Below are 14465 nucleotides of genomic sequence, written 5' to 3'. Positions count from 1 at the left end.
AATCGCTGTCGCTGGTGGCGTTATCTTTAACCATCTTAACGGTAACGATGACGGAGACAAAAGCGACTTAAATGAAAGTCACGATATGGCTATCCGTAATATTCCATCAGCAGATTCAGGGGCTAAGCAAGAACCGGATGCATTGCTCAATCAGTGAGATCCCCCTGCAACCATCCCGATTGTATAAATAACACCCTNCCACTTACTTACCACCACCTCATCAAAGGCTATCCACCACGGGTAGCCTTTATTGTTATTAACGCTTGGTACCACTCAATAGACCTTGGTTATTTGACCGGCTCGAATAACGCGGTTTTTACCGGTCAATAGAGTCGGTTTCACCCTTTTGACCAGTCTGTTCAGTATACCAAGCCCTATTGACCAAGGAGAAAGACATGGCTCAGGTTGGATATGCCCGGGTCAGCACGACCGGACAGAACTTAGAATCACAACTGGAAGCACTGAAAAGCTGCGATAAGGTTTTTCAGGAAAAAGTGAGCGGTGCCGACAATCACCGGCCTCAGCTTAGCTCGCTGCTTGAGTTTGTACGTGAAGGTGATGTGGTCCTCGTCACCAAGCTTGACCGGTTAGCCAGAAATACCCGACACCTGCTGGAAATCGCTGAATTCCTCCAGCGTCAACGGGTAGGCTTAAAAATATTGAATCTGGGCATTGATACGTCAACACCCACAGGAAAGCTGATGCTGACGCTGATAGGAGCCATTGCCACCTTTGAGCGGGAACTGATGCTGGAACGTCAAGCCGAAGGTATTGCACTGGCAAAAGCCAAGGGTAAATACAAAGGTCGCAAACCAACAGCCATGAACAAGCGTGATGAAGTCATTCAGCTTATCAAAATAGGTATTCCCAAAGCCGAAGCCGCCAGACGAGCCGGAATTAGCATCTCCAGCGTTCAGCGAATATTAAGAAAAGGACATGATTAAATGACTAAGAAATACCCTATTATTTTCACCGTAATCCTCTTGCTCGTCGGGATAATCTACATATTCAGCCATAACAGTGATGATAAAGCGTTAAGAAAAGCAGATGACCTTTATAAATCTGGCCAATATACATCGGCGTTCAATCTATACAGGGAACTAGCGGAAAAAGATAACATCAAAGCCCAGAGAAAAATGGGTGATTTCTATTACAACACATCAACGCAACGAAAAGATTATGGACAAGCCCTGTACTGGTATACAAAGTCAGCAAAACAGGGAGACCGAGATGCTCAGTATGAATTAGCATCACTGTACTTTTCTGGAAAAGGAACCAAAAAGAACTATAAGGAGGCTGTTTATTGGTTAACAAAATCCGCAGAACAAGACCATGTTAAGGCCCAAGATGTATTAGGTTGGGTCTACAGAGAAGGAACTATGTATGGCTTACCGAAAGATTATGTCAAAGCTGAATATTGGTATAAAAAGGCTGCTGACCAAGGATATGCCCCCGCCTCAACCAACATAGCCAAAATGTATGACCGCTACAGCTTACTCCCACCAGACGGTAAAAAAGCGATTTATTGGTATACCAAAGCGGCTGAACTTGGTGATGTCTTCGCACAGAACCAACTAAGCCGTAAATATCACTTCGGTGTTGATGTCCCAAGAGATGAAAAAAAGGCTGAATATTGGGCACAAAAAGCATCTGAAAGACGAAATTAAAACAAATAACAACCAAACTACTTTAGGTTTAATTAAGGGAATTAATATGAAAATTATAATCGGTTTATTTATGTGGTTATTATTCTGTAGCCCCGTACTTGCAGAAGAGATGGTAATCGTCCCTAGTGAGTCTGCTGGCCCTGTAACAGCCAATACTTCTGAAGCTGACTTGATTGCCCTGCTGGGTAAAGAACAGGTTAAACGCGAGAAGATCCCGCTACCTGAAGATGATGAGATGGAAGTTACCGTCCTCTTCCCTGGCAATAGCGAGAAAGAGCTTCAGGTCGTTTGGGATAAGCCTTTCGTCAAGCCTNTNGCGGTTAATATTATCGGTAGCGCATGGAAAACACCTGAAGGCGTGGCCTTAGGTATGTCATTAAAGGATTTAGAAAAAGTAAATCAATCCANNTTTAANCTNNCNGGNTANGAATGGGATTATGCNGGTGTAGTCACCAGCTACGGCAAANGCCAGTTATCGAAATATGCTAAAACACTCCACCTGCGTTTTAACGACGATNACGCCAGTAAACGTGTATCTGACGCTGAATACGCGAGCGTAATGGGCGACAGTGACTTTAGTTCAGGCAATAAGGTTATGCAGAAGATGAATCCTGCCGTTAAAGAAATGCGCATCACCTTTAGCAAACCAGAGAGTACCGAGTCTGGATATATCCCTCGTGTAGACGGCGAATGGAAAATTGTCAGTGGTGTCTGTGGCAAAGTCTGCACCATGGACAACGCCCAAATCAGTAAGTACAAAGGCAAAATGGTTCAAATATACGGTGGGTCTTACCTATCCCCTTTCATTAAATTGGATTCGTGCGGGCTAACCANGAGCTATGAAATTAAGCCGCTTGCTGAATGGCTGGATAGTGAGCCTTATGCTTCCCCACTCAATCTAAAAGCTAAGAATATCGCGGTTCATACCTTCAGTTGTCCGAAAGATTCAGCCGAGTTTATTACGCTGGATGATGATAAAACGGCGGTTATAGCTTGGGAAGGCGTTTACTTTAAGTTACAGCTTCAGTAATTATTAATGTCATAGTGAGTTAAATAATTAGTTTCCACTATGACTATCTTTATAACCAAACATTCACAAAGTAATTTACGTTAAATTTAAAAATATAATTAATCATTAATGCTATTTATATATGAACGCCCAATCTCAGTACCTCCAGCTATGTTTAAAAGTTTTGAAAATAAACATTTCTCTTTTGTTAGCCTTTTAAAACTATCTGATTTAAGCCCATTTTCTATATAAATACGTACTATTCCATTGCACAGTCTGAGACAACTATCCCATTCAAATATTCCGCTCAATGCTGGAACGTAATATAATAAATTATCTTTTTGCTCCCAAGTTAATTGTGAGTATTTTAAATATTGATAAACCTCCTCAAAGGCAAATTCAAATAACCGTTCACAATCAGAATTTCTGTTCCTCAAAGCTAATGTCAAAATAAAAATAAGGAATGGCTTCCGCTTATTTCCACGCAAATTATCTATTGCGTCACCTAAACCTGTCGACCAAACAGTAACCTCAGAAGACAAGTCATATTTTATTACAGATGCATAAAGACTTAATGCAGAAGTTGACTTTGATGTACAAATAAACTCACTCATCATTTTTACAGTTGAAGTTTCAGCAAGAATATCAAGCCACGAATTAGCTAGTTTATAACCTCCCCCTAAATTAAATGCCTCAACTTCAGCAATAACTTTTCTAAGAGTAATTACTGGGAATCTATTGTATATCTCAATAACAATAGAAAAATCATCAATAGAAAGCAATGTAGAAATAATTGCATTGACCAAAACCTCATCATTATCAGGAAGATATTTCAAAAGCATTAGAATATCATTGCTTTCCATATTACCTAAATCACTAACTTTAAGGAAGTAAGGTTCAATAGTAAGTATTTTATCCATCAGATTAGAATTGTTATTTTTTATATATAAAAAATCTGATGAGTTAATTAACTTTATAAAACTCCTTAATAAATCATCACCTATCTCATTATTATTTACAAATGCCAACTCGCTAAGGAAAATTATTTCTTTGGACTTATCTATCCAGTTATCCTGAATATATTCAAATGCTTTTTCAGGCAAAATTGGTAACTTAGTTGAAATAGGATTCTTTATGTAAAACTCAATCAAATCCAAATAATCTACAGAAGGCAGCAATGAGTATTGCCCTCCCTCAACAAGATCTACTTTCAAATTTTTAGCATCATTAACCGATGGAAAGAATTTCAATATAGCTGATAAGATATTAAACAAAACCTCGCCGTCCAATACAGCTCTTCGAGTAACACTATATATACTAGCTAAAAATTTAAACCCTCGACGCCCTAAAAGAATATCCGAGCCATAACGCCACATAAAACGTCTAAAGGCCGTTGGTTCCTCACTAATGAGGTCATCTAGCGTATATCTTTCCCACCCCAATATATCACTATTTATTCTATGTGGGATTGGAGCGATACTGTAGTTATTACCTACTAATATAGTTAAATCAAAAGTTTTCTCACCGATGAAAAAATCACCTGAGCCTGCTGCAGTCCTAAACGAAAAATTTCGTCTCAAACGAGGCCATTGCTGTGACCATACGGCAAATATTGAGTCATCAAACTCACCGAACTCACCGAACTCACCGAACTCTGAAACAATTCTCGCTGGCTCATCTGTATAATAAAGAGAATTGACAATTTTTTTTATTATACTAAGTTTGCGCACCCTGACATTATTGTTATTAAATACTAAAGATAATGGTTCAATGAATATAGGAGAACTATACTCATTAAAGTCAATAGATAAAGATGGTCTTACAAAATAATTCATAAGGACTGAAAGATCTATAAATCTTGAAATATCAGAGAAGGATACAATTAATACATGAGTCCAGACACATCCAGGCCTAGACATTTCATGGGCTGCCCATGTACGCATTAAAGCGTACATATTAGAATTAGGTAGAGGGATGCCAGTCCAATATCCGTCCTTTACTGATAAAGTCAGCCCAGGCGCTAAATCGCTTAATAATAAAAGCAAAGATGCTACATCTCTTGGAAGAATTTCTGAAGATGAAAGTAAACGATGTCCATTTTGATAACCAAAAAGGCATTGGTGAATTTTAATTATTGAAGACATACTATTATCAGAACTATTCACTAGACATCAACCAAGCAATAGGACTTGTTAGATCATGAGGATTGGTTTCAGGGCCTATACAGTTTATTCGAGTACTGGGAGTTTTCATCGCTAATTCTTTTCTGGCATCACTATTAACATCCCCACCTTGAGCTGAAACCCCATAGACACGAAACACAAAGCTGTCCTTATTAGTACTTACAAATTGAAACAAAAGTGGAAGTTCCTTTTCAAGCCACTTTATAGGCTCAAGATTAGATGTATCAATAACATCCCAAGCAGAAATAATTATCACTAAACGACGTAAACATCGCTCAAAAGGAGGATGCATTAAAAATTGTAAAAGTTCTACAAGATTAACTTGTCTAGGTACCATATTTGGTTCCCACTCAGTATGTAAATCCGGCTCACCCTCAAATTTACTACTTGATTCTAATGGATAAGTATCAACAATAGATAAACCATCGAATGAATCATTAGCATTAACAAACAACATTATACCGCCAGAACCAGAAAAACCCTCAAGATATTCTGATGTACAAGATCTTGATAAAAGCTGCTGTTCAAAAGACTCCCCAGAAAAATCAGGAAAATGCAAAATAGCTACTTCATTGGTACGAGTATCTTTTACGTACATTGATACTTTAGTTTCAGCAGCCATTGAAGTTCTCGGGACCTCTTCACATCTACGCCAAGTATCTGCAATACTTTCAAGATGGGTTCTGTCACCAATAAGGTCATTCAAGACAAACTTACTTGAGATCTCATTTGATGTAAGTAAATGCCATAATGCCGCAATAAAAGTTGTTTTACCTGTACCTGGCAAGCCGATTATTGAATGTTGAATTGGTTTCATAATTATCCCTTAGTTGGTGTTCTTAATAACAATAAATCAAATTCAGTCGTCAAATTAATGTCATTATACATTTTTTGATAATTAATAGGTGTAGGTTCACACCAACTATCTAACAATGCGTCTACACCATGAGCTATGGGATAACTATTTAAAGGATCTCGAGCTGATATATCACTAAAAATTAATTCACCTAAAGACTCCCCAAAATCATTAAGTAGCCCAGTTCTAAATTCAGCCAGTAGTTTATTAAGTAAATCGCTGTCCTCAATATGTTTAAGTAAATCAATTTTAGTTGTTACTATTTGAACTCTTGACTGTTTTGATAAATACCCCTTACTAATAAAAGCCATAAGGGTTTGTCGAACAGAACTCATCGTATTATGACGCTCAAAAGGAACAGCTAAACGAGCCCCATCTAATAAAATCACAATATAGTCTGATTTTTGAAGTTCAATTAGTTCTTCTATATAAATTGAATTATACCGTGCTCTTTGATAACTTTCGCCAGCTCTATCAGAAATCATTAACTCTATTCTTTTTGAAGATAAATCAGTGCTATGTTTCGTTAATGAAAGATGATAATAACGTAATCCATCTAAAAGAGATGTTCGCGTTGTATCGGGAGACGCTCGTCCAGAATCAACTCGGGAATGGTGAGTTTTTTTCTCAAACCCAACTAAAGTACGGCTACCACTAAAAATATACCCTGAAAAATTTCCTTTCAAAAATTTCTCATATAAGGAACAGATCAATGTAGTTTTCCCACTATCAAACTCACCAATAATAGTAACAAACCGAACTGGCCTATATAATAAAAAACGGTCAACTTCATCTATTGTCAGATTTTCTCCCGAGGGAAGTCGTATTCTAGATTCTTCTATTGGTATTTCATTTTCTTCTATTATGTCTTCGACAGCTATATCATATTCAAGTACATCTAGCTCATCAATATTACTTTTCCCAAAGAAAGAACAGGACTGGAGAGGAGAATGCCCCTCTATACATATTCCAGTTTTTGATACCTCACAGTCTGGTCTGCCACAACTTAACATTTCTGTCATAGCCACACTCAATCAATATTAGAAAGAAGAAGTGATTCACGATATATCTGCATTGATAATTCAATTGGTGTAAATAAAATAGTAGGATCAAGCGCTGTAGATTTTTTAAATTGAGCATGCCATGCAGCATTACCACCTATGACTTGGTATTTGACGATGGCACTACTAACAGGACATAAATCCTCCATACTTTTAAGCTTCTCAGGAAAATCAAGTAAACCGATTAAAGTATCCGGTAATGATTCAATGGCCGAGTCTAATGTAATTTCTTTTTTGGGTTTAGAACGACAATCAATAAAGACCCGTTGAAGAATAGCTCTAGCAGCGATAGGACCATTTTTACGTTGAGTTAAATGAGCTAAATCTAATCCCGCCATTAAAGCTGCAAGTCCGATATCTAAATCAGCAAAAGGTTTATTCAACTTTCGGCTCCAACCACCAATATACCACCATAGCATACTGACTTCTTCTCTCAGCATATCAACTCGTTCAACTAAAGGATAAACAACATCTGTAACTTGTTTCACTATAGTCTTAGAGGCCTCACTTGATGCTTCATGGGCAGTTCTGACAATCTCTGCTAATTTTAATATGTCAGTTGGAGACTCTTCAAAGTCATCGATATCTGTACTAATTTGGCATTCTTTTGGAGTTTCAATTTTATCAACAGTAATACAGCAACCTTGCTCAGACTTTATTGAAAGTTCATCCAATCGATGAAACGCTTCATTTAAAAAATTAGGTTGTAAGACAGGGCTACGATGCCTGTTTATTGCGGTAACTATAGGCACTAGACCTGCATTTATATTTCCATCAGACAATGATGCTGATAATAAACAAACAGCTAATACTGCAGCTTCACGTTCATTATCTATCATACTAAAACTAAGATCATTTTCGGAAAACGCATTTCGAAACCAATCAGTTCCACTCGGAACAGTAAGTCCAAAATAGATTCGAGTTAAATCTAATATATTATCAATATTTAGATTTTCCCTTAAATCATCAAAAGCACTTTGGCGTAATCGGATAATATCTGATCCTGGGGCTAAACCCGCGGCCCTATATTGATCTGCAAAATTATAATCTGCCACGCGACATTCTCCCTATGTTAGAATTGGTTACATTAGCAATTATTGTGCTAATTTCGTTATCTAGTTCACCTATTAAATCACGTTGTTGAGCTAGGATAAAAACCCGACGAAATCTTTCAAAATTAGATTGGTCTCGATCTTCATCCTCTAGTAATCCTAATTTGCGAGCTATAGTCAATTTCTGGCTTAATGTAAGCTTATAAAATCGCACACTTACAATACGTAATTTATCCATGGGATCGCGCCAACTAGAAACAGGTTTAGAAACCTTTGCTGCCGATATCGATTGTAATGACTCTTTCTCAAAAATACTGGCTATATTAGAGTCGGTTAATTTACTTTCCGGACGAGACCAGTTATCAAGATGAATTTTTTTCCTATAATGGTCATCGTTCTTACGCATTTTCGCTATAAATTGCCCTGGCGATGATTGCCAGATTCGAATATGAGCAATAATATCAAGTTCGCGATAATCACCGTCACTATTTACATTTATTTCAATGAGATTATATCCAGGTTCCCATCCATACTCTTCTTTGTTAGGCTGAGCAGCACTTGCTGAAATCCGTATAAAATCGTCTTGTAGTTCGATACGACTAGTGTGGTTATGTCCAAATAATTGAATTCGCGAAATATCATTCAAATGGTTTTGTAATTCTTCACCATGACCTAGCCAAGAGAAAGGATGGTGACAAAGAACAATATGTTCAACACCCTTTTCTCTCACTACCTGAAAACAAGCTGGATCTACATATAGGCTACCTGGTTCATCGAATTTGCTAGAAACTAATGCTGAATTGAATCCTAACAAGCGCAGTATTGAACCATCATTAAGTTCAAGATCTCGGGTTGTCATTGTTCTATGTGGGGCATTCACATCGCAAAAAAATTGCACCGCAAAGGAATTATACTCATTTAAAGATGAATATAGATGTTTGCTTGAGTCTTCATCTAGAAGTAAACCTCGCATCACCCCATCGAGCAAGGAAGGTGGGGTTGTTTTTATTTCTTTATGTAAAGCTTGAACGATTTTAGCCGACGATTTATCGCGTGCTACATCATGATTTCCAGGAATTATAAAAACATTTTCGATACCCGTTCCACATGCTTTCGCCAACTGTTCTAACCAAGTAAGAGCATACGCATATTCGTCAGAATGCGCCGCAAAGGCAATATCACCTGAAATCAGTATAGCCGAGGGCGTTTTATCTAAGAGTGTACACATCTTTTCCGCATCTAAAAGCAACTCATTTCTAATGTGACGATTTGGATCCAAAGGAGTCGATATTTCTTCACGTCGAAAATGGATATCAGATAGATGGAGAAGTAACATTTCGAAGCCTCATATTTACAGTGAGATAAAATCAAAATACATACAGAATAGACAGAAAAATCAATGTACTTGTAAATTTTGATTTTCTACTATGTCACATCTGATTAGTAGGAAATTATATATTGAAGTATGAAAACGTGAACTGTTTTGCATTTTTGATTTAAATACTTAGAAATTTCTTGCATTAAACTTACTTGCAAGTGGTCCAAACAGGTGGTACATTTCTTGTTAAAGCGATATCATTTTAAATATATAAATCATCAAGTTATAAATTCACGGTTAGACTCGAGGGTTCGAACCCCTCTCTCACCGCCATATTTAAAGACCTGCTTATTTAAGCAGGTCTTTTTCGTTTGTGGCTTAGTATAAATATTGGCTGTGATTATTTATCTTTGATCGGCAATAATCACTACAAATAAGAGTTCTGTTGTTTCATGTTGGATTTTTTTAGCGAGGAATCTCACGCCAGTTGTAGAATGCGTTAAAAATAGGCATTTTTAGTTCATCAACGAATCCAAGTAACACCAGTTAGGTGTTCTCCATGATAATAAAAAACCATTCTCAATATACATAACCAGACTTTAACTAGACACCTCCTACCAATCGATGAAAAGTGGTTAGCTAGGAGTCGTGGGGTAATAAATACACCGGTTACCACTTACAATAGAACAAAGGGAACTAATGTTCCCTTTGGGATAAAAGGATGAATATCAGGACCAAGCTCGTTAACTATCAAAACCGAATTCTAAATCCAGCATCAACCCTGACTGGGGTTTCAACTTTATTACCGTTTTGATAATCCACTTCAGCATAAACAGAAGCATAGTTGGTAATAGCGGCATCAAGACCTAAACCATATTTGCCAACGTTGCCGGAAAAGTCATTATTAAAGCCGATATCATTAATATCCACCTTGTTAGACTTAATAAACTCGCGGGCAATAGCCAGCTTGGCATAAGGTTTAAGAACCATTTCGCCTGATGAAAACTTAGTACTGAATAGCGTACCTAGTTCGCCCTGAACACTGTCAGAATTATCAATATGAGTCTTCATTCCGTTGCTTAGGGTGTAATCCGCGCTGCCAATTTTGGAGTATTGCACTTTAGCGTAAGGCTCTAAGGCATAGTCTTGATAGACGGGAATGCTAAAACCACTCTCCAGTGAAGCTGTAATAGCATTCTGGCTGTAGCTACCCGTTCCGGTATTGCCACTACTCATTTGGGTACGGGTTTCATTACTGAGGTGATTGCCCTTGAGAACTGAGTCAATATAAAAACCTGAGGTATCTAGATAGGTTAGATATGCACCACCACCGTAGCTTCTGATTTCACCATTACCACCGTCGTTAAACTTAACGTCAGAGTTACTATAAGAGGTGAATACGCCAACCAGCAGTTTCCCCTGATTTAAATCAATCTGCTTATCACCGCCAATCTCTAGTCCGTTAAGGGTATTCTTGAAACCGACATTTTTATTGTCAGACAGGCGACTGGTATCGTTGGTATAGCGAGCCCATACGCCAGCATTCCCCGCTTTATCAAGGCTCAAATCACCCTGGCGTTGGCGAAGGGTTGATAACTCAGCAGATAGAATATGGCGTGGAGCCGCAGCCATATTAAGAACCCCTTTTGCACTTGAGCTCAGCGTTCTGTTTATTGTTCCACTACCGGATGCGTTTGCCTGCTGGTCACCAGCGTTAACCGGAGCTGTATTCAGATACCAATCTGTGCTTTCACCAGACTTAGTGCTATACAATTTGTACTGATAAACACCTAAATCGACCGCGTTATTGGTATTCAATAAGCTAAAGCTGGCGTCGCCGCTATTGGCATGGATCACCGTCAATGGGCTAGTGGTTTGCGGTTCTTTACCACTGTCATTAACCATCAAACCAAACTGCCCGGTAGCCTTATTGGCGATATGAATAAAGTCACCCATATTGTCGGCTAGCTGAGTGGTAATACCGAAATTACCCTGACCAGAAAGATTATTAATTTCTAGTCGGTTAGGCTGAGCACCTGGCCCATAAGCAATAAGATCAATATATCCATCCTGAAGAACGAGGTTGTTGATTTTTGTTATCAGACTTGGGCCGACAGTTGACGGTGTTGGGGCAAAATCTTCTCGAGGGCTGTATAACCATGTAGGTTCGATGGTGACAACACCAGCAACATTCATATTCTCTATGCTAACATTTCCCGGATCGGCGGGATCATTGGTAGTAACGTCTACTAGTCTGTAATCAGTATTACTAATGTGCATCGTCCCACCGCGGACAATATTTAAATAGCCACTCGAACGGCCATCTAATTCCATATAGAGAGAGCCACCAGCATTGACTTGAGTATTATTAGCTATTCCCTCGTATATAATTAGCAGCCCATTTTGGTTGACAATGGTATTATTGGCTCTGCTATCAGCATCCTCTATAGATATCTGCCCGTAGTCACTGACAACATTGTTATTGACAATACCGCCACCCGATACGCCTTGAATATTCGCAAGTGTGGCACTTTGCATTCCAGTTACTATTTCGTTACTTACCGTAATTCCATGAACATTTTTCGTAAATGCTAATGAATTAGCTGAAAAGCCTAAAAATGATGCCCCAATGATGTAGGCTAGCAGTGTTTTTTCCATGATGTTTTCCCTGTGTAATCTCTGCTGTTTTATTGAGATTTATTGTATTGAACTATAACGTTTATAGAAATGGCGCGTCTAACCTGACTGCAGTAGGCCTGTTCTTTCTGTAACGGACAATTAAGGTTCGATAACAGAGATCTTATTTTGTATCAAGCTTATACGCCTGTTACTGTAACTGTTTAGCTGGGGCAACTAATTATTCAACCTTTAGCCACTGAGTAACTAATAAAAGCCCCCGACTCTAGTAGCTAGGATTCATTTTGTTTAGCTATAACTTCTATAAAACTAATATCTTCTTCATGCTGAATATCTTCAGGAATGTGTTTATATACATTAATTTCATCCCCGAGATTAATAATATTGATGTTTCCATAACCATTAAAGTAAAAAGCAAGGCCTATCACACCTTCCTCAGTCTTAGAATAAATAGCACTCAGACTTAGTAATTCCTTATTTATCAAATCACTAAAAACATGCCATCCAGATAAATCTTTGATTATTTGTTTACCATATTCACCAAGATCACTCTCGACCATGGCAACATCACGTAAAACAAGTGCCGAACCATTGGAAGCGCAAGATATAGTCCTATTACTACCCCCTTCAAATATAAACTGTAACTGTTGAGGGTGCTCTATATCTTCTACATCTAATATATGGATCAATCCATATACCGAGCTAAGCGGCTTGCCAATAATGCTATCACCCCATTCACGAACACCATTGAAAAACATGTTATGGGTTTCCTTTTAATGCATTTTTTACAGAAGTATTGTTAGTTACGCCATCTTTTAAAATGGTAACAAAAGTGCCATCAGGTTTGGTTACAACAACATCATTGCCTTTTATTCTAAAGAAAACATCGCCTCTTAAACCATTTACGCCTTGACCTGAAAATGTACCAGGGATGATTTTTTCAGCGTTTTTTCCTATATCATTTATTTTATCTAATACCATTTGCCTATCAGCGGCATTTGATGCACTGCCTCCAAAATCTTCAACATGCTTTCCTAGCTTCTTACCTAATTGAGCACTATCAACTGTGAATTCTGCTCCAGCACCGCTGCTAGGAATCGATGTACTTCCTGGTTTCGGCAACCTTGCGGTTGTATTCTTAACAGCCGCAATCTCTTGCGCGGTACGTCCCACAACTAAAGCACCGCCAGCTCCGCTTCCTCCTGGAATGGTAATCCCCCCATTTTTAACCGAGGTTAACCACAACCGCAACAGTATACCGGCGGCGTCAGCCGCCGGTAAGCCCTTGATTTTTTTGTGACATCCGCCATCCCTGCCTGCACCTGAAGGGCAACTGGCTGGAAGAGGCGGGGTTTGCGACGGATACCCCGGTTATTGTTGCTGTGGAACAGGGGCAACTAGTTATTCGACTTGTGGTTGAGTAACAGATAAAAGAGGGGCTCAACGTTTGGTTGAGCCCCTTTAATATTCTAAGGACCTGCCCATATCAACTTCTGAGAGAGATCTTCAGGAACAATATCAAATAGATATTTAATATATTTTATATGCTGCTCATAATTAGGAGATAAATCTGAACTACATTTTTCAAAATAGAATCTAGCCTGATTATTTAAGAAATAAATATCATGCTCTTTGAATTCTTTTTCCAATATCGTATACACGAGATTATGAACCAATTCAGCTTCGAAATAACAAGACTCATCTTCTGATTTTTCTTTTTTACTCAATGTCTGAATATTTCTTATGTATGGCAAAACAAGAGCTAACATTCTTACATAAACTTCATTTTTATCCATAATCCAAACTCCCGTTTAATCAATCTCTAGTTGGCATAGGTTTAACCCCTGCCGGAGCCTTTTGGGGCTGTGTCCACACTCCATTTTTCAAAAGACTATCTATATGTGAGCGATCCCCAGTCTTATTAAAAATTTCTAGCGCTGCGCGCCATGCGATGATTTCCTTCAGATATATAATAATTCCCTTTACTATCAACGTAACCAGCTATACGTCCTTCTGGAGCGGTATATCTGAAATTACCATTTATCATATCATTCTTAATCAGTTCAACTTGAGCCGGGTCTCTCAATCCTACCTGCATACTTTTGATATTAAATGGAAGCTTACCTGAAACACTCGTAGCCTCACTCGCAAAAGCCCCTTTTGACACAAGATATGAGTTTACTGCCTGCAAATTAGCGCCTAATGCTACAGAAGCAATAATAATATCCGCTCCCTGCTTAGTTTGAGCGTAACCCTTAGCCGTCTCGTAATCGGCTCCCGTTGCCGCCATAAAGTATTGCGTCAGCCCTTCTGTTACTTGCTGCTGATGCTGGGCATCTTCCGTTGTACTATTTAGCAAGTTAACTATCTGGCCGTAAGCATCCGCATATTGCTTACTGAGCTGCGAGTTATATGGGCCGGTTTCGTAACTGTTCTTATTTGCTATCGCTTCCAGCCGCGCACTGGCGCACCCAGCACTTCCCGCGTTGCCATTACCGCAGGCGTCTATCACCTTCTGGTCACGGCTGATATCCAGCTCGGTCAACTCAGCAACTTTCTGTTGCGCCTTCTCACGCTCAGTTGGGTCGTTACTGTTCAGTTTTAGCTTCGCTATCTCAAGTTCCGACTTCTCATTTGCGCTCAGCGAGTTATTCTCCACGTAATTAACTGACCAATAAAAAA

The 14465-nt window shown here is 38.7% G+C and carries 13 protein-coding genes; 3 read left to right on the top strand and 10 right to left on the bottom strand.

Annotation, left to right across the window (positions count from 1 at the left end):
• Window positions 1-395 precede the first annotated feature (395 nt).
• A complete protein-coding gene (locus tag YWE_RS0117915; protein WP_029095774.1) occupies window positions 396-944 on the top strand; it encodes a recombinase family protein in 549 nt (182 codons plus the stop codon).
• Window positions 945-1667: a tetratricopeptide repeat protein gene (locus YWE_RS27730; protein ID WP_051323420.1), complete on the top strand. Its 723-nt coding sequence runs from the start codon at window positions 945-947 to the stop codon at window positions 1665-1667. It begins immediately after the preceding gene.
• A 1128-nt stretch (window positions 1668-2795) separates the two neighbouring features.
• Here YWE_RS27730 and YWE_RS0117905 read toward each other — a convergent pair.
• The 8 genes from YWE_RS0117905 to YWE_RS0117870 all read right to left on the bottom strand — a co-directional run bounded on the left by YWE_RS0117905 (window position 2796) and on the right by YWE_RS0117870 (window position 13034).
• Entirely contained in the window at window positions 2796-4841 is a 2046-nt protein-coding gene (locus YWE_RS0117905) for a GAP1-N1 domain-containing protein (RefSeq protein WP_127526467.1), read from the bottom strand.
• Window positions 4834-5676 (bottom strand): TRAFAC clade GTPase domain-containing protein, encoded by an 843-nt coding sequence (locus YWE_RS0117900; protein WP_029095772.1) that lies wholly within the window; start codon window positions 5674-5676, stop codon window positions 4834-4836. Before YWE_RS0117900 ends, YWE_RS0117905 begins: the two co-directional genes overlap by 8 nt.
• Before the next feature lie 2 nt (window positions 5677-5678).
• Window positions 5679-6737, bottom strand: coding sequence for a TRAFAC clade GTPase domain-containing protein (locus YWE_RS30495; RefSeq protein ID WP_099044192.1), 1059 nt, complete (start codon window positions 6735-6737; stop codon window positions 5679-5681).
• A gap of 8 nt (window positions 6738-6745) precedes the next feature.
• Window positions 6746-7831 (bottom strand): GTPase-associated system all-helical protein GASH, encoded by a 1086-nt coding sequence (locus YWE_RS0117890; RefSeq protein WP_029095771.1) that lies wholly within the window; start codon window positions 7829-7831, stop codon window positions 6746-6748.
• The gene (locus YWE_RS29115) at window positions 7818-9164 is read right to left on the bottom strand and encodes a metallophosphoesterase (protein ID WP_051323417.1); all 1347 of its coding nucleotides are present in this window, start codon (window positions 9162-9164) and stop codon (window positions 7818-7820) included. Before YWE_RS29115 ends, YWE_RS0117890 begins: the two co-directional genes overlap by 14 nt.
• A gap of 732 nt (window positions 9165-9896) precedes the next feature.
• Entirely contained in the window at window positions 9897-11804 is a 1908-nt protein-coding gene (locus tag YWE_RS0117880) for an autotransporter outer membrane beta-barrel domain-containing protein (RefSeq protein WP_029095770.1), read from the bottom strand.
• A gap of 251 nt (window positions 11805-12055) precedes the next feature.
• Window positions 12056-12541 (bottom strand): hypothetical protein, encoded by a 486-nt coding sequence (locus YWE_RS27715; protein ID WP_036016450.1) that lies wholly within the window; start codon window positions 12539-12541, stop codon window positions 12056-12058.
• Between the two features lies 1 nt (window position 12542).
• Window positions 12543-13034: a hypothetical protein gene (locus YWE_RS0117870; RefSeq protein WP_036016448.1), complete on the bottom strand. Its 492-nt coding sequence runs from the start codon at window positions 13032-13034 to the stop codon at window positions 12543-12545.
• A 50-nt stretch (window positions 13035-13084) separates the two neighbouring features.
• Between YWE_RS0117870 and YWE_RS29765 the strand changes: the two genes are divergently transcribed.
• On the top strand, window positions 13085-13207 hold the full coding sequence (locus YWE_RS29765; RefSeq protein ID WP_084167123.1) for a SymE family type I addiction module toxin: 123 nt from the start codon (window positions 13085-13087) through the stop codon (window positions 13205-13207).
• A 45-nt stretch (window positions 13208-13252) separates the two neighbouring features.
• On the opposite strand, the gene YWE_RS0117865 is transcribed toward YWE_RS29765, so the two are convergent.
• Together YWE_RS0117865 and YWE_RS29110 are read right to left on the bottom strand one after the other, a co-directional pair.
• Entirely contained in the window at window positions 13253-13579 is a 327-nt protein-coding gene (locus tag YWE_RS0117865) for a hypothetical protein (RefSeq protein ID WP_029095768.1), read from the bottom strand.
• A gap of 125 nt (window positions 13580-13704) precedes the next feature.
• The gene (locus YWE_RS29110) at window positions 13705-14442 is read right to left on the bottom strand and encodes a DUF6862 domain-containing protein (protein ID WP_051323416.1); all 738 of its coding nucleotides are present in this window, start codon (window positions 14440-14442) and stop codon (window positions 13705-13707) included.
• Window positions 14443-14465 lie beyond the last annotated feature (23 nt).

The sequence above is a fragment of the Budvicia aquatica DSM 5075 = ATCC 35567 genome, from assembly GCF_000427805.1.
GTDB lineage: Bacteria > Pseudomonadota > Gammaproteobacteria > Enterobacterales > Enterobacteriaceae > Budvicia > Budvicia aquatica.
This window is presented reverse-complemented; position numbering and strand designations above follow the sequence as displayed.